Genomic DNA, 16,420 nt, shown 5'->3' with positions numbered 1-16,420 from the left:
CCGGCTGCGGACCACCTAAATTCAGTACTGTGCGGCAGTTCGACCCACACACGCCCAATCTCGCACGCATGTACGACTACATGCTCGGCGGGAAGGACAACTTCGCGGTCGACCGCCTGGCCATCGAGCAGCTCGCCGAGCTGGTCCCGGAGGCGGTCCCGCTGGCCCGGGCGAACCGGGCCTTCCTGCAGCGTGCCGTGCGCTACGTCAGCGCCGCGGGGGTCACCCAGTTCATCGACCTGGGCAGCGGGCTGCCGACGCAGGGCAGCGTGCACGAGGTCGCGCCGGAGGCCAGGGTCGTCTACGTCGACCACGACCCGGTCGTCGCCGCGCACGCCAGGGCCCTGCTCGCCGGGTCGGGCAGGGCCGCCTTCCTCGAAGCCGACCTGCTCGACCACGAAGAGGTGCTGGCCCGGGCCGGCCGGTTCCTGGACCTGTCGCGGCCGGTCGCGATCGTGCTGGTGTCGATCCTGCACTTCCTGCCCGACGCGGCCGATCCGCAGGGCGCGGTGGCGGCGCTGCGCGAGGCGGTCGCGCCAGGCAGCCGCCTCGTGATCTCCCACGCCACCTCGATGGGACGCCTGTCCGACGAGGAGGACGCCCGGGGCGTCCGTCGCGGCTCGTCGAGCTCGGGCGGTGGCGACCGCAGTCCGGCCGAGATCCGCGCCTTCTTCGGCGGCTTCGCGTTCGACCCGCCGGGCCTGGTGCAGGCCGTGGACTGGCGGCCGGACCGGCCCAAGCTGGTGGGCGACTGGTCGCTGCCGTCGTCCCTGATGGCCGGGGTGGCCGCGAAGCCGGAGTGACCCCGCTATACGCCGAAATATCGGTTAACCGTATCCCGATGTGTAACAGCGAGTGAAGCGTCAATAACCTGAGGTAAGGGCGGACTCGCGAAGGTCGGGGGAGGGCGGATGCGTCGTCGGCGGTTCTTGGCATGGACCCTGGGCGCGGCGGCGTGCGCGGCCGGGTGCGGGACGGGACGCGTCGGCGGCGGCCGGTTCTCCATCGTGGCCGGGGGCCGCCGCTGGGCCCGCGTCGGCGAGGCGTTCGCCGCCGCCGCCCGCGCCTCCGGCGTCGGCACGTCGTCCACCGGCACGCCGATCACCGTGACCGGCCTGCCCGCGCTGGCCGCCTCCGAGCTGAACAACGGGCAGACGCTGCTCGACACCTCGACCCCGCTGTCCAGGCTCACCGGCGATGTCGAGGTCGTCGTCGTGCCCGTCAACTCCCGTTTCAAGGACTTCGACGACTTCGGCGTCCACCTGCGCACCGACCCGAGCGGGACGATGCTGGCCGGTGGGCCGCAGGGCGAGCCCGACCACCTGCTGTTCGGCCTGATCGCCAAGGGGCTGGGCGCCGACACCAGGCAGATCGACTACACCGGTTACCCGGGCAGCCACGAGGCCGTGTCCGCCCTGCTCGGCGGCAAGGCGGCGGCCGCGGCGGGCCTGCTCGGCGACTGGCGGGCGGTCATCGACGGCGGCGGGGTCAGGGCGCTGGCCGTCTCGTGCGCCCGCCGGGTGCCGGGGCTCGACGTCCCGACCCTGCTGGAGTGCGGCGTACGGGTGGACTTCGCGGACTGGGCCGCGGCCGTCGGGCCCGACGACATGCCGGACGACGGCCGGGAGTCGGCCGTCCGGATGTGCGACGAGGTGACCTCCTCGCCCTCGTGGCGGCGGGCGTGCCGCAAGGCGGGGTGGATCTCGATCCCGCTCAGCGGGGACGACTTCCGGCTCTGGCTCACCTCCGAGGTCGAGCGCACGCAGGCCGTGCTGCGCGACCTCGGCCTGCTGGCCAGCACCCGGGCCACGACCTGCTGGGGCAGCTGCGGGAACGGCCACTGAACGGCCACTGACCGCTCACTGAGTGGTCACTGAGCGGTCACCGAACGGCCGCTCCGGGCGTCGTCGCCGGTTCGCCTCCTTCGGCTTCCGGCGGCGTGTCCGCGCGTATGAAGTGGCGGTTGAGGGCAATGTGACCTTGAAGCGACGTTCTACAACATAGGGGGCGCAAAACGTGCAGTCGCCGGAAGCCTGGCCGATCCTCGTCATCTCGGTGGTCGGAGCGGTGCTCCTGGTGGAGGTGGTCCGCCGGGTGCTGATCAGGGTCGGACGAAAATGGGCCCTGGCCCGGCACCTGGTCGAACACTGCACCTGGCCGGCGTTCTTCGTGGCCGCCACGGTGGCCTGCAACCTGGTCTTCGCCCCCGGCAGCTTCGGCGACACCCCCACGGCCCAGTCGATCGACCGGATCATCGGCCTGCTCACCATCGGCACGGTCACCTGGCTGATCATCCAGGCGACGTACGCGCTGACGGACGTCGTTCTCGACCGGCTGGTGCTCGTCGAGGGCGAGCGCAACCGGCGGGCGCGGCGGATCAGGACGCAGATCGCGCTGGTGCGCCGCATCGCCGCCGCCGTCATCATCGTCATCGCGCTCGGCGCCATGCTGTTCTCCTTCCCGCAGGTGCGGGCGCTCGGCGCCGGGCTGCTGGCCTCGGCCGGCATCGCCGGCGCCATCGTCGGCATCGCGGCCCAGCCGACCATCGGCAACATGCTGGCCGGGCTGCAGCTCGCCTTCAGCGACGCGCTGCGGCTGGACGACGTGGTCGTCGTGGAGAAGGAGTGGGGCAGGATCGAGGAGCTCACGCTCACGTACGTGGTGCTGCGCCTGTGGGACGAGCGGCGGCTGGTGCTGCCCGTCTCCTACTTCACCCAGAACCCGTTCGAGAACTGGACCAGGCACGGCAGCCGGGTGCTCGCCGTGGTGTTCCTGCGCGTGGACTGGGCGGTGCCGGTGCCCAAACTGCGCGAGGCCCTGTACGAGTTCCTCCAGGGCAACCCGCTGTGGGACCAGAAGGACTGGACGCTCCAGGTCACCGACGTGCTGCCCAACGGCTTGGTCGAACTGCGCGCCCTGATGAGCGCCGCCGACTCGCCCTCCTCCTGGGACCTCAAGTGCGACGTCCGCGAATTCCTCGTCAATTTCGTCCGCGACAATTACCCGGACGCCCTTCCCCGGTTCCGCGTCGAGGCGCCCGAAACGCGCGCCGGCGTGGCCTGGACGAACGACCGTGACCGCGACCGGCGATAAATGCCTGGCATGTCCGGCTGCCGCCGGTCTACCGTGGAGCACGCCGGGAACGACATTTCCGGAACGACGAGAAAGGCGGTGGCCATGCGCGGACCCCGATGCGCCAGGCCGTCTGCCGACCGGCCTGAGCTGCGGCCATGGCTTTCCCGGTGATTCCACGGAGAATCCACCAGGAAAGCCGTCCCGGGCCTCGGCCGGGGGCGGCTTCTTTGATTTCATGACCGAGTGTGGGGCAGTTTGGTCAGCCCGCCTGCCTTGGGTGCAGGAGCATCGCAGGTTCGAATCCTGCCACTCGGACGTACGGCCCTGAAAGAAAAGGGCCGTGGGCTTCGGCCTGGCCGACGGGAATGGCGCCCCCCGGCCGGACACGGGCCCCCGCCCCGGGCGCGGCCTACGCCGGGCCGACCCGGGGCCCACCTTCTCACCCCTCAGCCTCACCTCTCAGCGAGCGGCCACACGGAACAGCAGCTCCTCCTGCCCGGGACGGCCGACGAGCTGCAGCCCGACCGGCAGGCCGTCCACCGAGCCCACCGGCACGGTCAGCGCGGGCAGGCCGAGCACGTTCCACGGGCTGGTCAGGGCCAGCAGCGCGGCCCGGACGGAGACGGCCCGGCCGTCCAGCTCGGTCCCGCGCTCGCCCAGCGGCGGCGCGACGAGCGGCACGGTGGGCAGCGCCAGCACGTCGTGGTCGTCGAACAACGCCTGCGCCGCGGCGGCCAGCGCGGGCCGCTCGTCCAGGGCCTTGACGTACGCCCAGGCGGGCAGGTCCATGGCCGCGCCCAGCCGGTCGAGCACCTCGGGGTCGAACAGCCCGGGCGCCGCGGCCATCCGGTCGGCGTGCACGGCGGCGGCCTCCGCGCCCTGGACCGTCGCGTACGTCTCCTGCAACTCCTCGGCCAGCTCCCTGGACAACCGCGCCTCGCCCGTCCCGGCCCCGGCGGCCGCCCGCGCGACCTGCACGACGCGCGGGTCGCACGGCGACAGGACCGTGGGATCGATCCACCCGACCCGGACGGCCGCCGCCGCTCCGGAGCCGCCCCGGGCGGCGGGCGGCTCGCCGGCCGCCAGCTGCCGGTAGGCGATCAGGCAGTCCAGCGGCTCGGCGGCCAGCACACCGACGTGGTCGAAGCTTCTCGACAGGGGGAACATCCCGGCGGTGGGGATCGCGTCGTAGGCGGGCTTGAACCCGGCGATCCCGCACAGAGCAGCCGGGATGCGGACCGACCCGCCCGTGTCGGTGCCGAGCGCGAGCGGCACGACGCCCGCCGCCACGGCCGCCGCGCTGCCGCCGCTCGACCCGCCCGACATGCGGCCGGGGTCGTGCGGGTTGCGCGAGGGGCCGTTGGCCGAGCGGTCGCCGGTGGGGCCGTACGCGAACTCGTGGGTCGTGGTCTTGCCGACGATCACCGCCCCCGCCTGGCGCAGCAGCGTCACGCAGGCGGCGTCGGCGTCGGCGACATGGCCGGCGAAGTGCCGCGACCCCATGGTGCAGGGCAGGCCGGCGACGTCGATGAGGTCCTTCACGGCGACCGGCACGCCGTGCAGCGGGCCGCGGTCGCTCCCCGCGGCCAGCTCCTGGTCCGCCCGCCGGGCGGCGGCCAGGGCGCCCTCCCGGTCCACGGTGACGAAGGCGCCGAGCGCCGGACCCAGCGCGGCGGCCGCGTCGAGCGCCAGCCGGGCCAGCTCGGCGGCGGTGGTGCGGCCGGCGCGCAGGTCCCGGGCCAGGCCGGTGACGGAGCGGCTGGTGAACGGGCCGGGCGGTGTGGGCGGCATGGGGTCCTTTCCTGGCGGGTCACGGCGCCCCCGCCGGGCAAGGGAAGGGCGGGGACGGGCGTCCGGAGCAGACTAGTCGAACCCCCCCTCCTGGCCTCCTGCGGCGTGCCGGGACGCGGCGGGCTTCCGGAGTGCCAGGAGAAGGCGGGACATCGGCCGGAAGCACCGGAAAGCGGTGAGTCGCTTCCTGGCGTGGCGTTACACGGCGGTACGAATGCGATTACGTAAAGTGATCAACGATGTCACTTCGTGATCCAGGGGGATTCATGAAAGCCAAGCTCATCGTGGCGGGCGGCTTCGCTGTCGCCGCGCTGTTCGGTATGGCGGGGACGGCCAGTGCCAGCGGCTACGGCCACTCGGAGAGGTGCGACCTGAGCACCGACGACGACTCCACCGCGCTGCGCATCACGCCATGGGGCGTGTTCGCCGGACACCGTGACGCCGAGGCCTGCGAGCACCGCAGGGACTACGGGCGTCCCCACGACGGCGACAACTGGGGCTTCTGGCCGGGCCGCGGCTACTGGCCCGGCGGGTGGGCCTACGGCATGGGCGTCGGCATGGGCGTCGGCCTCTGAGATCGCGTCATCCGATCCCGGGCCGCGGCGCGCGTGGCCCGGGATCACGCGTTGCCGGCGGCCGGTGACGGCCGCCCCGCACCCCCACCAGCGCCGGATGAGCGGCGCCGCGCCTTCCGCGAGGGCGGGCGCGCCCGCCCGCCGGACGTTCCACGAGGGGATCGCGCCCGCTCGCCGCCGCGCGGCGTTCTCCGGCCGACGGGCTGCCCGGCCGGCCCCGAGCGCGCCCGCGGACCGGCCGCCCCGGCCCTAACGGTCGACGATCTCGTTCTTGCCGATGACCACGACCCCGCCGCGGGTCAGCGCGAAGCGGGTGCGGTCGTAGTCGAGGTCGAAGCCGATGCGCGCGCCGTCGGGGATCACCACGTTCTTGTCGATGATCGCCTTGCGCACGATCGCGCCCCGGCCGACCTTGACGTTCTCCATCAGCACGGAGTCCTCCACCAGCGAGTGCGAGTGGAGCACGACCTTCGGCGACAGGATGGAGCGCATCGCCATGCCGCCCGAGACGATCACGCCGGGGGAGACCAGCGAGTCGATGGCCCGGCCCACCCGGTCGCCGTCGTTGTGCACGAACTTGGCCGGGGGCAGCGGGTCGTGCCCGGTGAAGATCGGCCACTTGTCGTTGTACAGGTTGAAGATCGGGTGGGCGGAGATGAGGTCCATGTGGGCCTCGTAGTAGGCGTCGAGAGTCCCGACGTCGCGCCAGTAGCCGCGGTCGCGCTCGCTGGAGCCGGGGACGATGTTGTTCTTGAAGTCGTAGACGTCCGCGCCGCCGGACTTGACCAGCATCGGGATGATGTTGCCGCCCAGGTCGTGCTTGCTGGTCGGGTCGAGCGCGTCCTCGCGCAGCGCGTCGATCATGGCCTGGGTCTTGAAGACGTAGTTGCCCATCGAGGCGTAGACCTCGTCGGGGGAGTCGGCCAGGCCCACGGCGTCCTTCGGCTTCTCCCTGAAGGCCACGATGCGGCGGCCCTCGGGATCGGTCTCGATCACGCCGAACTGGTCGGCCAGCGACAGCGGCTGGCGGATCGCCGCCACCGTCACGTCCGCGCCCGAGTCCTCGTGCTGCTCGACCATCTGCCGCGGATCCATGCGGTAGATGTGGTCGGCGCCGAACACGATCACGTGCTCCGGCATCTCGTCGTAGATCAGGTTCAGGTTCTGGAACAGCGCGTCCGCGGAGCCGGAGAACCAGCGCGGCCCGAGCCGCTGCTGGGCGGGGACGGGGGTCACGTAGTTGCCCAGCATCGCCGACAGCCGCCAGGTACGGGAGACGTGCCTGTCCAGGCTGTGGTTCTTGTACTGGGTCAACACCACGATCTTCAGGAAGCCGCCGTTCGCGAGGTTCGACAGCACGAAGTCGATCAGCCGATACATCCCCCCGAACGGCACCGCCGGTTTGGCCCGATCCGCCGTGAGCGGCATGAGCCTCTTGCCCTCTCCACCTGCCAGCACGACCGCAAGCACCCTTCGGGACCTCATGTCCAGGACGCTACCCGTAAATGGCCGATCTATCGACGAAAGCCCACACTGTGCTGTGCTCCCGTGTCCTGACTTATCCGCCTAGAGCACGGGCCGGACTTACCGACATTGGGCTGTATCGATGTGTTCCCTATGCCTTGCGCCGGTTCACAAGTGCGGCGCCGGAGTTGATGGTCACCGCGAAACTCGCGGCTCGGTAGGGGGCGCCGGGCCCGGCTCGTCGTAAGGTCGTGGGCATGCGTGTTGATCTGCTCAGCAGGGAGTACCCGCCGGACGTCTACGGCGGCGCCGGGGTGCACATGGAGTACCTGGCCAGGGAGCTGCGCGAGCTGGCCGACGTCCGGGTGCGCTGCTTCGGGGCCGATCGCGAGGAGCCCGGCGTGTCGGCCTACCGGGTGCCCGGCGGCCTGGAGCGGGCCAACGCCGCCCTCCAGGTGCTCGGCGTCGACCTGGAGATGGCCGCCGCCTGCGAGGGCGCGGACGTCGTCCACTCCCATACCTGGTACGCCAACTTCGCCGGGCATGTCGCCAAGATGCTCCACGGCGTGCCGCACGTCGTCACCACCCACAGCCTGGAGCCGCTGCGCCCGTGGAAGGCCGAGCAGCTCGGCGGCGGCTACACGGTCTCGTCCTGGGCCGAGCGCACCGCCCTGGCCACGGCCGACGCGGTGATCGCGGTCTCCGAGGGCATGCGGCGCGACGTGCTGGCCGCCTACCCCGAGATCCCGCCCGGCAAGGTCGCCGTCATCCACAACGGCATCGACACCGCCGAGTACGCCCCCGACCCCGGCCTCGACGTGCTGAAGAAGCACGGCGTCGACCCCGGCCGGCCCTACGTGATCTTCGTCGGCCGCATCACCCGCCAGAAGGGCCTGGTGCACCTCCTGCACGCCGCCCGCTCCTTCGACCCGGCCGCCCAGCTCGTCCTGTGCGCGGGGGCGCCGGACACGCCGGAGATCGCCGCCGAGGTGACCGGGCTGGTGCGCGGCCTCGACCGCGACGGCGTCTTCTGGATCTCGGAGATGCTGCCCAAGCCCGAGGTCATCCAGCTCCTCACACACGCCTCGGTCTTCGTCTGCCCCTCGGTCTACGAGCCCATGGGCATCGTCAACCTGGAGGCGATGGCCTGCGAGACGCCGGTGGTGGCCACGGCGACCGGCGGCATCCCCGAGGTCGTCGCCGACGGCGAGACGGGCCTGCTGGTGCCGATCGACCAGGGCCCCGACGGCACCCCGCACGACCCCGAGGCGTTCGCCGCCGATCTGGCGAAGCGGGTCAACGAGCTGCTGGCCGACCCGGCGCGGGCGGCCGCGATGGGCCGCGCGGGCCGGGTCAGGGCCGTCGAGCACTTCTCCTGGGAGCGCATCGCCCGGCGCACCTTCGACCTCTACAGCTCACTGCGACGCCCCTGAGCGCGCACCCTCGACCTCTGCGCCTCGCTGCGGCGCCCCTGAGCGCGGGCCCCGGGGCCGGGTCAGCGGGTGAGCCAGAGGGCGGGGCTGGTCAGGGCGCCCTCGGGGCCGGTCCAGCCCGCCGCGTACACCTCGGCCGTGCCGGGGCGGCGGGCCAGGGCGGTGACCGTGCCGGGCACGCTCGTCGTCGTCCAGCGGCCGGTCGTGTAGTGGTGCAGCCGGGAGCGGGTCGAGTCGAGCGCCCACAGGCCCGCCCGTCCGTCGGGCTCGGCCTCGGTGAAGGCCGCGCCCTCCGGGCCCCAGAGGCACCGCCAGGCCGAGCCGTCCCAGTGCAGCGCCAGCGGGCGCCGGCGTTCCTGGGGTTCGCCCTGCGCGTCGTACTCGCCGGGCGGGAACCAGGACATCCCGCCGACCACCCACACGTCGTCCGGGCCGAGCACCGCGACGTCGCCGAGCCCCGTCCGGGCGGACGCCGCGCCCCGGGGCGCGGTCAACGCGGGCAGCGGCACCGCCTGCCACGCGGCGCCGTTCCAGCGGGCGGCGGGGTCGCGGGCGGTCTCGCCCACCGTCCACATGTCCGCGCCCTCGCCGCCGAGGGCCCGCGCCGGGGCGGGCAGCCGGTACGCGCGCCAGGCCGAGCCGTCCCAGTGCAGCGCGTCGTGCCCGGACACCGCCCACGGGCCGCTCGCGGCGGTGCCGTGCAGACCGATGGCGGAGGCGGCCTCCTCGGGCGCCGTGGGGGCGCTCACGGCGCCGTCCGCGACGCCGGCGACCAGGCCGGGACGCTCGTCCTCGCCGGTCCCGAAGGCCCACGCCCGCTCGCCGGAGACCGCTCCGACGGCGGCGACCGTCATCCCGGACGGCAGCGCGTACGTCCGCCAGCGGGCGCCGTCCCATCGGCTGAGCCCGCCGGGCGTCGTCTCCATCCCGGCGGACGTCTCCCGCTGGACGGAACGCACCGCCCACACCGTCCCGTCGGCGGAGACGGCGAGCCGGTCGAGCGTGCCGTGCCCCTCGCCCGCCGGGATCGCCCGCCACGGCGACCGTACGGGCTCGGCCCGCAGGTCGTCGCCGCCGGGCTCGGAGCAGCGCGCCGGGACCGTGGGGCTCGCCGGCGGAGCGGACGCGACATCTCGCCCAGCAGGCGCGGCGCAGGCCGAGAGCGCCACCAGCATGCCGACGCCGGCCGCACGGGCACGTACGGAACGCCCCACCTCGCCCCCTTCGCGATCATCGGCAGATTACGCTCACCCTGCCCAGGAGGCCGCGCGTGACGCCGATCAGGTCTGCGAAATGTAGTGGAGGATGACGTTGTGCACGTGGTGGGCCTTGTTGTCGCCCCGGAAGTCCACCTCGTAGGTGTGCGTGCCCACGTGGATGGCGATGGCGCCCGAGGAGAAGAACCCGCCGGCCAGGGACTTGTTGCTCACGACGCTCACCGCCGAGATCTTGCCGTACGGGATGCTGGTGATCGCGATGCGCTTGCCCACGAACGACTTGTCCTGGACGATCACCCGCCGGTCCGTGAGCCCCAGGAACCCGGTGCCCGCGCCGATCGCGTCGTAGACGGCGATGATCTGCTCGCCGGGGAGGAGGCCGCTCTCGATCTGCTTCAGCTGCTCTTTACGGTCGTAGGGGATGTCAGCCATGCCTGGCCAACGAACGGGACGGGCCCCCGCGTTCCATGCCCGCCCGGGGATGGGCGGACGGGTCGTGCGGCAGGTCGAGCAGGCAGCGGCACGCACCCGGCGGCCGTGGCAGCCCGAACAGAACACGCACCTGCACCGAAGGAGGCGGCCCAAGGCGGCCCAGACGGGCCAAGCCGGTCAGGCGGAGCAGACGGGTCACCTCGGCCAATCGGGTCAACCCAGCCAAAAGGGTCAAGCGGAGTCGGCGCGTCAAGCCGGTGGGGCCGGTCAGGCGGGTCAGCAGGTGGGGGATCATGCTTCTCAGCGTCGTGGCGACGCCAGGGGTTGCGTCACCCGGGCCTCGCCGCGCTCCTGGCCGCCGTGGCCGAGCTGGGACGGGCCCACCACTGGCTGCGCCGCCCGCCGGACTCCTGGCTTCCCGAGGCCGACGAGGCCCTGGTGACCGCCTGACGCCTACGTGGCGCGCTGGAGCACGACCACCGGGATCTGGCGGTCGGTCTTCTCCTGGTATTCGTCGTACTGGGGCCAGGTGCGGGTCATCGTCCGCCACATCTCCGGCTTCTCCTCCTCGGACGCGGTGCGGGCGCGGGCCTTGAACCGGTCGCCCTTGACCTGCACCTCGACGTCGGGATGGGCCAGCAGGTTCTTGTACCACTGCGGATGGTCGGGATCGCCGCCCTTGGAGGCGACCACGAGGAAGTCGTCCCCGAACCGCTGGTAGATCAGCGGCGTGGTGTACGACCTGCCGGAGTTGCGGCCCTTGGTGGTGAGGAGGAGGACGGTGGTGTTGTTCCAGTCGTGCCCCTCCGCGCCGTCGGTCGCCTGATAGCGCTGCACGTGTTCTTGACCAAAGAGCATGCCTCTGCACTACCCCCGCGGCGGGGTCTCCTCACCGGGCCGCGCCGACCAGCTCGGCGGCGGGCCGGGTGGCGACCACCAGGGCCGAGTCGGGGGTGCGCTCGCGCACGTCACGGTCGCGGATCGCGAACACGGCGGGCGCCGCGCCCACGTCGCCGTAGCGCTCGGTCACCGCCGCGCCGACCGCCCGCCGCACGTCACGCACGACCTCCCGGACGTCGCGGCCGGGCCCGGCGGGGACGGACACGGCGAGGTGGCCGAGCATCCCGGCGAAGCGCAGCTCGTCGTCGGCGACGGGCTGCTGCCCCGGCAGCACGGGCCGGTCGAGCCAGAACACCTTGCCGGACAGGGACGCCTCGTAGCCGTCGGGGCCGAGCACCCGCGCCGTGCGGGCCAGCAGCTCACCGAACTCGGCCAGGTCCGCGTGCGGCGGGAGGTCGGTGGTGACGAACAGGGGCACGATCAGCGAGTCAGGCATGCGGCTATCCCTCCGTGAGGAGGCTCATCGTAGGACGTGCCACCGACAATTCCGCTCTTCGCCACTCGCCGTCTACCGCTCGGTCCACTCGTCCTGGAGCGCCGCGTGCACGATGGAGTCGCGCCAGCCGTGCGGGGTGTGCACGTGGTGCCGGATCAGCCCCTCCTCGACCATGCCGGCGGTCAGCATGGCGAGCTGGGCGGGCAGGTTGGCGGGAGACCTGGCGCCCCAGACGCGGTGCAGCCCGAGCTGCTTGAAGCCGAACGACAGCAACAGCCGTACGAGGTCGGTGCCGATGCCGCGGCCCCACTGGTCGGGATGGAGGCCGAAGCCGATCTCGGCGCTGTGGGGGAGGTCGGGGTCGATCTTCAGGCGGGCCACGCCGAGCACGTGCCGGCGGTCGGCGTCGACCACGGCCAGCACGTAGAGGTGGCGCGGGTCGGCGGCGGCCGCCTCGACGGCCTGGCCGACCAGGGCGGCGACCTCCTGCACGCTGCGCGGCGCGAACGGCATGTACTGCGTGGCCGCCGGATCGCCGTACACGGAGTGCAGCGGGACGACGTCGGCGTCGGTGACGTCACGGAGTCCGATTCGCTCGCCGATGACCATCACGCGCCGCATGCGCAGAAGGTAACGCGACTGTAGTGATCTTTACAAGGGTGTCAAGTCGCGAGCTGACTGCCGTAAGCCCGCGCGACAAGTTCGGCGACGGCGCTGTGGGCGCCGAGCGGCTCGGCGTGACCGGCCTCGACGGCGGTGGCGGCGCGCTCCACGATCTCCGCGGGGGCCTCGTGGCCGATCAGGCAGGGCGCGATGGCCAGCCGTTCGGCCCCGGCGGCGCGCAGGCGCTGGGCGGCGACGTCCACGCCGGGCGCGCTGTCGAGCGAGGCGGCGACGACCGGCAGCGTGAGCCTGGAGGCCAGCAGCACGGCCGTGGCCTGGACGGCGTGCACCGCGCGCTCGCCGCCCACCGTGCCGAGGATGACGGCGTCGACGGGGCTGGAGACGTTGAGCAGGCGGACGCGGTCGGCCCTGGCCAGGCCGCGCTCGGCCAGCCTGATGTGCAGGGCCTCGGCGAGCAGCGGGTGGGGGCCGAGCGCCTCGGTGGCGACCGCGCCGGAGCCGCTGGCCGCGATGGCCTTGCCGATCTCGGCCATGACGACCGGGTCGTCCCAGGTGAGCAGGGGCACCACGACGGCGTCGCGGCCCGAGGGCAGCGAGTCTGCCAGGTCGGCGACGGCGGTCAGCCGCACCTCGATCTGCGGGTTGTCGACCCGCACCACGGCCGCGATCTCTTCGGCCACGCCGCCGGTGCCGCCGGGGGTGGCCAGCACGAGCATGGGCGCGTCCGGCGGCAGGGACGTGGGCACGGGGCGACGGTGCCGGCCGCCGCCGGGCCGGGGGGAACGTTCACGTACAGGCAGGCTCACAGGCGCGCATTTTATGCCTATTCGGGGGAGGTTGTTCTGCGAATCGGCAGCGAATCCGGCACAACGGGGAAGGGGTGTGATCGAGATCACATCGTGACCGCCGTCGCCGTTGACGAACACCTTGAAAAGGGAAACTCTGAGGCAACTAGAAACGCGTTCTAGAGCGACCGTCACACACCGTCCCCGGAGGATGGGAATGAAGCCGTTCTATGTCCGCGAGCTGAGCGTGTACCCGGTCGGTCGCCGGCGGATCTTCCTGCTGGCGATAGCCGTGCTGGCGAGCCTGGTGGCCAACTTCGAGACCACGCTCGCCACGATCCTGCCGCTGCTGATGAAGGACCTGGGCATGTCGCTCACGGTCTATGGCCTGCTCGCCGCGGGATCGGTCCTGATCGGCGGCCTGTCGGCCGGCGTCGGAGGCATCCTGTCCGACCGGTGGGGACGCGTCACGCTCCTGGTGCCCACCCTCACCGTCACGGCCGCCTGCAACTTCCTGCTGGCCACCGTGGACACCGTGGCGGGCCTGTTCTGGGTGCGCTGCCTGATGTTGTTCATCGAGGGCGCGGGCATCACCATCACCGCCTCCCTCGTCCGCGACTTCTCCCCGCGTCTCGGGCGGGCCCAGGCGTTCGCGTTCTGGACGTGGGGGCCGGTGGGGGCCTCCTTCCTGGCCTCGTTCATCGCCGGGTTCACGCTGCCGCTGTTCGACAACGCCTGGCAGTCGCAGGCGATCATCATGGGCGTCGTGTCGCTGGCCATGTGCGCGGTCATCGTCTGGAAGATCGCCGAGCCGTCGGCGGCGCTGCGGGCCCAGGTGCTCGACGCCGAGGAGGCCGTCGCCGTCGAGGAGAAGGTCGACGCGGGACGGGTGCGCGAGCTGTTCAGGCATCCCCACCTGTGGGCCCACGTCCTGGGCAACACCGGCTGGCAGGTGCTCTACTGGACGTTCGCGATCTTCGGTCAGACCATCCTGGTGGAGGCGTTCGGCCTGGAGCCGGCGGGGGCCAACCGGGTCGTGGCGCTCGGCATCGTGCTCAACGCGGTCGCCGTCGTGGTCGTCGGACGGGTCTCCGACCGGCTGCGGCTGCGCAAGCCGTTCACGGCCGCCGGCACCGCGCTGACCGTGCTCACCCTGGCCTACTTCATCGGCCTGGTCGGCCCCGGCGTCTCCCCGGGACACGTCACCGCCGTCTTCGCGCTGCTCTTCCTGTTCATGGGCGTCGCGTACGTCCCGTGGATGGCCAACTTCTCCGAGAACGCCGAGGACGTCGAGTCGCGCCTGCAGGGCTCGGCGCTGGGCATCTGGGGCATGGTCGTCCGCGTCATGATCGTGGTGCTGCTGGTCGTCTCGCCCATGGTGGTGGCCGCGGGCGGCTGGGGCACCTGGCTCACCGTGGCGCTGGCCGGGCAGGTCGTGTTCCTGGCCTCGATGGCGGCGTTCAAGGGCGACTGGCGCAGGCGCCGCCGGGTGACCGAGCCCGAGACCGCCGTCTGAACGGCCCGCGTGGGCGGCGGTGGCAGCCGCCGCCCACGCCTTCGCGGCGTTCCCGCCTCCCTCCGGCTCAGGCGAAGGGGCCCACCTGGCCGGGCAGCCTCCTGGCGGTGCCGCTCTCGCCGGCGGCGAGGTCCAGGTCGCGGGTTTCCGGGGCGATGGCCAAACCTACGGCGGTGACGGCCAGCGCGACAACCACGTACAGGGACACGGCGAGGGTGGTGCCGTACAGATCGAAGAGCTTGAGCGCGATGAGCGGGGCCAGCGCGCCGCCGACGATCCCGGCCACCTGGTAGCCCATGGAGGCGCCGCTGTAGCGCAGCCGGGTGCTGAACAGCTCGGCGATGAAGGCGGCCTGCGGGCCGTACATGGCGGCGTGGGCGACCAGCGCGACCACCGCCGCCAGCACGATCAGCGGGAACGACTTCGTGTCCAGCAGCGGGAAGAACGCGAACACCCACACGGCCGCCGCCAGCACGCCCGCGAAGTAGACCGGCCGCCGGCCCAGCCGGTCCGACAGCGCGCCGAACAGCGGGATCAGCCCGAGCTGCAGCGCCGAGCCGATCAGCACCGCGTACAGCGCCACCGACCGCTCCACCTTCAGCTGCCCGGTGAGGTAGACGATGATGTACGCGGTGAAGGTGTAGAACGCCACGTCCACGCCGATGCGCGCGGTGAAGGCCGACAGCAGGGCCCGCGGATGCGTGCGCACCACCTCCACCAGCGGCATCCTGGCCGTGCCGCCGTGCCTCTCGACGCGGGAGAACAGCGGCGACTCGGTGATCCGCGTCCGCACCCACAGCCCGACGAACACCAGCACGCCCGACAGCAGGAACGGCACCCGCCATCCCCACGCCTGGAAGGCCGCGTCCGACAGGCTGAAGGACAGGATCGCGAGCAGGCCGGTGGCCAGCACGTACCCGGCCGGGACGCCGACCTGCGGCCAGCTCGCGTTGAAGCCGCGCCGCCTGCTGTCGCCGTGCTCCAGCGACATGATCACCGCGCCGCCCCACTCGCCGCCGAGCCCGAAGCCCTGGACGAAGCGGAGCACGGCCAGCAGGACCGGCGCGGCCACCCCCACGCTCGCGTAGCCGGGAAGCACGCCGATGAGGAACGTCGAGAGGCCCATCAGCAGCAGCGTCACCACCAGCACGGTCTTGCGGCCCGCCCGGTCGCCGAAGTGGCCGAACACCACGCCGCCGAGCGGCCGGGCGACGAACGCGACGGCGTTGGTCGTCAGGGCCGCCAGCGTCGCGTTGAGCGGGTCGAGCGTCGGGAAGAACAGCTTGCCGAAGACCAGCGTCGCGGCGGTGGTGTAGAGGAAGAAGTCGTACCACTCCAGGGACGTGCCGATGAGAGCGGCGAGGATCACCCGGCGGGTCTGGTGCGCGGAGCTTGACATCGAAGGCTCCCAGATGGTCGAGGGGATAGTTTCAACGTAAGGATTGTTGAACAATTCGACAAGAGGTTTGCTCCATGATTCCCTGGCGAACGTGGATGACGTGGTCGCGGACCTCGCCCGGCACCGGTCGAGACTGAGCCGCAGCAGCACGGCCGAGCGCGTGGCCGACATCCTCCGCGACAACATCATCGAAGGCGCCTTCCCGCCGGGTGAGCGGCTGTCGGAGGAGGCCATCTCCGAAGGGCTCGGCGTCTCCCGCAACACGCTGCGCGAGGCGTTCCGCCTGCTCGGCCACGAACGCCTGCTCGACCACCGGCTCAACAGGGGCGTCTTCGTCCGGCTCCCGTCCGTGGAGGACGTCTCCGACCTCTACACGATGCGGCGGGTGCTCGAAGGGGCCGCCGTCCGGCGCGCGGCGTCACGGCAGGCGCTCACGCTCATCGGGGAGGCCGTGCGCGACGCCGAACGGGCCGCCGCCCAGGGCGACTGGCAGGGCGTCGGCACCGCCAACATCCGCTTCCACCAGGCCCTCGTCGGCCTGCACGGCAGCCCGCGCCTCGACGAGGCCATGCGGCAGCTCCTGGCCGAGCTGCGCCTGGTCTTCCACGTGATGGACAACCCGCGCGCCTTCCACGAGCCGTTCATCGGCCGCAACCGCGAGCTGCTCGCCCTGCTGGAGGCCGGCCGCACCGAGGAGGCGGCGGCCTGCCTCGACGACTACTTCGACGAGGCCGAGCGGCTTCTCATCCACGCCTACCAGCCGAACGGGTAGC

At 72.3% G+C, this 16,420-nt stretch carries 17 protein-coding genes and 1 tRNA gene; 9 read left to right on the top strand and 9 right to left on the bottom strand.

The window, feature by feature from the left end:
• The first annotated feature begins 29 nt into the window (after positions 1–29).
• The 4 genes from ABZ815_RS40720 (at position 30) to ABZ815_RS40705 (ending at position 3,390) form a co-directional block, all read left to right on the top strand.
• Complete coding sequence (locus tag ABZ815_RS40720) at positions 30–803, top strand: SAM-dependent methyltransferase (RefSeq protein WP_357706704.1); 774 nt, start codon at positions 30–32, stop codon at positions 801–803.
• Between the two features lie 108 nt (positions 804–911).
• Positions 912–1,844 (top strand): tripartite tricarboxylate transporter substrate-binding protein, encoded by a 933-nt coding sequence (locus ABZ815_RS40715; RefSeq protein WP_357706703.1) that lies wholly within the window; start codon positions 912–914, stop codon positions 1,842–1,844.
• Positions 1,845–2,016: 172 nt separating this feature from the next.
• Positions 2,017–3,093, top strand: a complete 1,077-nt coding sequence (locus ABZ815_RS40710; protein ID WP_357706702.1) for a mechanosensitive ion channel domain-containing protein — start codon at positions 2,017–2,019, stop codon at positions 3,091–3,093.
• Positions 3,094–3,314: 221 nt separating this feature from the next.
• Positions 3,315–3,390 (top strand) — tRNA-Pro (locus ABZ815_RS40705).
• Between the two features lie 144 nt (positions 3,391–3,534).
• On the opposite strand, the gene ABZ815_RS40700 is transcribed toward ABZ815_RS40705, so the two are convergent.
• A complete protein-coding gene (locus ABZ815_RS40700; protein ID WP_357706701.1) occupies positions 3,535–4,866 on the bottom strand; it encodes an amidase in 1,332 nt (443 codons plus the stop codon).
• A gap of 266 nt (positions 4,867–5,132) precedes the next feature.
• Between ABZ815_RS40700 and ABZ815_RS40695 the strand changes: the two genes are divergently transcribed.
• Complete coding sequence (locus ABZ815_RS40695) at positions 5,133–5,441, top strand: hypothetical protein (RefSeq protein WP_357706700.1); 309 nt, start codon at positions 5,133–5,135, stop codon at positions 5,439–5,441.
• Positions 5,442–5,690: 249 nt separating this feature from the next.
• On the opposite strand, the gene glgC is transcribed toward ABZ815_RS40695, so the two are convergent.
• Positions 5,691–6,926 carry a glucose-1-phosphate adenylyltransferase gene (gene glgC / locus ABZ815_RS40690; RefSeq protein WP_352329862.1) on the bottom strand — a complete coding sequence of 412 codons (1,236 nt, stop codon included), beginning with the start codon at positions 6,924–6,926 and terminating at the stop codon, positions 5,691–5,693.
• A gap of 236 nt (positions 6,927–7,162) precedes the next feature.
• Here glgC and glgA point away from each other — a divergent pair, with 236 nt between their 5' ends.
• The gene (glgA, locus tag ABZ815_RS40685; RefSeq protein WP_357706699.1) at positions 7,163–8,338 is read left to right on the top strand and encodes a glycogen synthase; all 1,176 of its coding nucleotides are present in this window, start codon (positions 7,163–7,165) and stop codon (positions 8,336–8,338) included.
• A gap of 62 nt (positions 8,339–8,400) precedes the next feature.
• Here the strand turns inward: glgA and ABZ815_RS40680 are convergent, their stop codons facing one another.
• Together ABZ815_RS40680 and ABZ815_RS40675 are read right to left on the bottom strand one after the other, a co-directional pair.
• Positions 8,401–9,552 carry a hypothetical protein gene (locus tag ABZ815_RS40680; protein WP_357706698.1) on the bottom strand — a complete coding sequence of 384 codons (1,152 nt, stop codon included), beginning with the start codon at positions 9,550–9,552 and terminating at the stop codon, positions 8,401–8,403.
• A 66-nt stretch (positions 9,553–9,618) separates the two neighbouring features.
• Positions 9,619–9,987: a PH domain-containing protein gene (locus ABZ815_RS40675; RefSeq protein ID WP_357706696.1), complete on the bottom strand. Its 369-nt coding sequence runs from the start codon at positions 9,985–9,987 to the stop codon at positions 9,619–9,621.
• A 324-nt stretch (positions 9,988–10,311) separates the two neighbouring features.
• Between ABZ815_RS40675 and ABZ815_RS40670 the strand changes: the two genes are divergently transcribed.
• Positions 10,312–10,437: a hypothetical protein gene (locus ABZ815_RS40670; protein ID WP_357706695.1), complete on the top strand. Its 126-nt coding sequence runs from the start codon at positions 10,312–10,314 to the stop codon at positions 10,435–10,437.
• Between the two features lie 3 nt (positions 10,438–10,440).
• On the opposite strand, the gene ABZ815_RS40665 is transcribed toward ABZ815_RS40670, so the two are convergent.
• The 4 genes from ABZ815_RS40665 to ABZ815_RS40650 form a co-directional block, all read right to left on the bottom strand.
• A complete protein-coding gene (locus tag ABZ815_RS40665) occupies positions 10,441–10,845 on the bottom strand; it encodes a nitroreductase family deazaflavin-dependent oxidoreductase (RefSeq protein WP_357706693.1) in 405 nt (134 codons plus the stop codon).
• A 31-nt stretch (positions 10,846–10,876) separates the two neighbouring features.
• The gene (locus ABZ815_RS40660; RefSeq protein WP_357706692.1) at positions 10,877–11,323 is read right to left on the bottom strand and encodes a hypothetical protein; all 447 of its coding nucleotides are present in this window, start codon (positions 11,321–11,323) and stop codon (positions 10,877–10,879) included.
• Positions 11,324–11,395: 72 nt separating this feature from the next.
• A complete protein-coding gene (locus ABZ815_RS40655; protein WP_357706690.1) occupies positions 11,396–11,944 on the bottom strand; it encodes a GNAT family protein in 549 nt (182 codons plus the stop codon).
• Between the two features lie 41 nt (positions 11,945–11,985).
• Positions 11,986–12,693 (bottom strand): hypothetical protein, encoded by a 708-nt coding sequence (locus ABZ815_RS40650; protein ID WP_357706689.1) that lies wholly within the window; start codon positions 12,691–12,693, stop codon positions 11,986–11,988.
• Positions 12,694–12,949: 256 nt separating this feature from the next.
• Between ABZ815_RS40650 and ABZ815_RS40645 the strand changes: the two genes are divergently transcribed.
• Positions 12,950–14,248 (top strand): MFS transporter, encoded by a 1,299-nt coding sequence (locus ABZ815_RS40645; RefSeq protein ID WP_357706688.1) that lies wholly within the window; start codon positions 12,950–12,952, stop codon positions 14,246–14,248.
• Between the two features lie 67 nt (positions 14,249–14,315).
• On the opposite strand, the gene ABZ815_RS40640 is transcribed toward ABZ815_RS40645, so the two are convergent.
• Positions 14,316–15,647: an MFS transporter gene (locus tag ABZ815_RS40640; RefSeq protein ID WP_357706687.1), complete on the bottom strand. Its 1,332-nt coding sequence runs from the start codon at positions 15,645–15,647 to the stop codon at positions 14,316–14,318.
• A 91-nt stretch (positions 15,648–15,738) separates the two neighbouring features.
• Here ABZ815_RS40640 and ABZ815_RS40635 point away from each other — a divergent pair, with 91 nt between their 5' ends.
• Complete coding sequence (locus tag ABZ815_RS40635) at positions 15,739–16,419, top strand: GntR family transcriptional regulator (RefSeq protein WP_357706686.1); 681 nt, start codon at positions 15,739–15,741, stop codon at positions 16,417–16,419.
• Position 16,420: the final 1 nt, after the last annotated feature.

Origin of the sequence: Nonomuraea sp. NPDC047529 (genome assembly GCF_040642995.1) — a bacterium.
GTDB lineage: Bacteria > Actinomycetota > Actinomycetes > Streptosporangiales > Streptosporangiaceae > Nonomuraea.
This window is presented reverse-complemented; position numbering and strand designations above follow the sequence as displayed.

Coding starts and splice junctions, on each gene's coding strand:
- ABZ815_RS40715 (WP_357706703.1), top strand. CDS start 912: ATGCGTCGTCGGCGGTTCTTGGCATGGACCCTGGGCGCGGCGGCGTGC.
- ABZ815_RS40700 (WP_357706701.1), bottom strand. CDS start 4,866: ATGCCGCCCACACCGCCCGGCCCGTTCACCAGCCGCTCCGTCACCGGC.
- ABZ815_RS40695 (WP_357706700.1), top strand. CDS start 5,133: ATGAAAGCCAAGCTCATCGTGGCGGGCGGCTTCGCTGTCGCCGCGCTG.
- glgC (WP_352329862.1), bottom strand. CDS start 6,926: ATGAGGTCCCGAAGGGTGCTTGCGGTCGTGCTGGCAGGTGGAGAGGGC.
- glgA (WP_357706699.1), top strand. CDS start 7,163: ATGCGTGTTGATCTGCTCAGCAGGGAGTACCCGCCGGACGTCTACGGC.
- ABZ815_RS40675 (WP_357706696.1), bottom strand. CDS start 9,987: ATGGCTGACATCCCCTACGACCGTAAAGAGCAGCTGAAGCAGATCGAG.
- ABZ815_RS40665 (WP_357706693.1), bottom strand. CDS start 10,845: ATGCTCTTTGGTCAAGAACACGTGCAGCGCTATCAGGCGACCGACGGC.
- ABZ815_RS40660 (WP_357706692.1), bottom strand. CDS start 11,323: ATGCCTGACTCGCTGATCGTGCCCCTGTTCGTCACCACCGACCTCCCG.
- ABZ815_RS40655 (WP_357706690.1), bottom strand. CDS start 11,944: ATGCGGCGCGTGATGGTCATCGGCGAGCGAATCGGACTCCGTGACGTC.
- ABZ815_RS40645 (WP_357706688.1), top strand. CDS start 12,950: ATGAAGCCGTTCTATGTCCGCGAGCTGAGCGTGTACCCGGTCGGTCGC.
- ABZ815_RS40640 (WP_357706687.1), bottom strand. CDS start 15,647: ATGTCAAGCTCCGCGCACCAGACCCGCCGGGTGATCCTCGCCGCTCTC.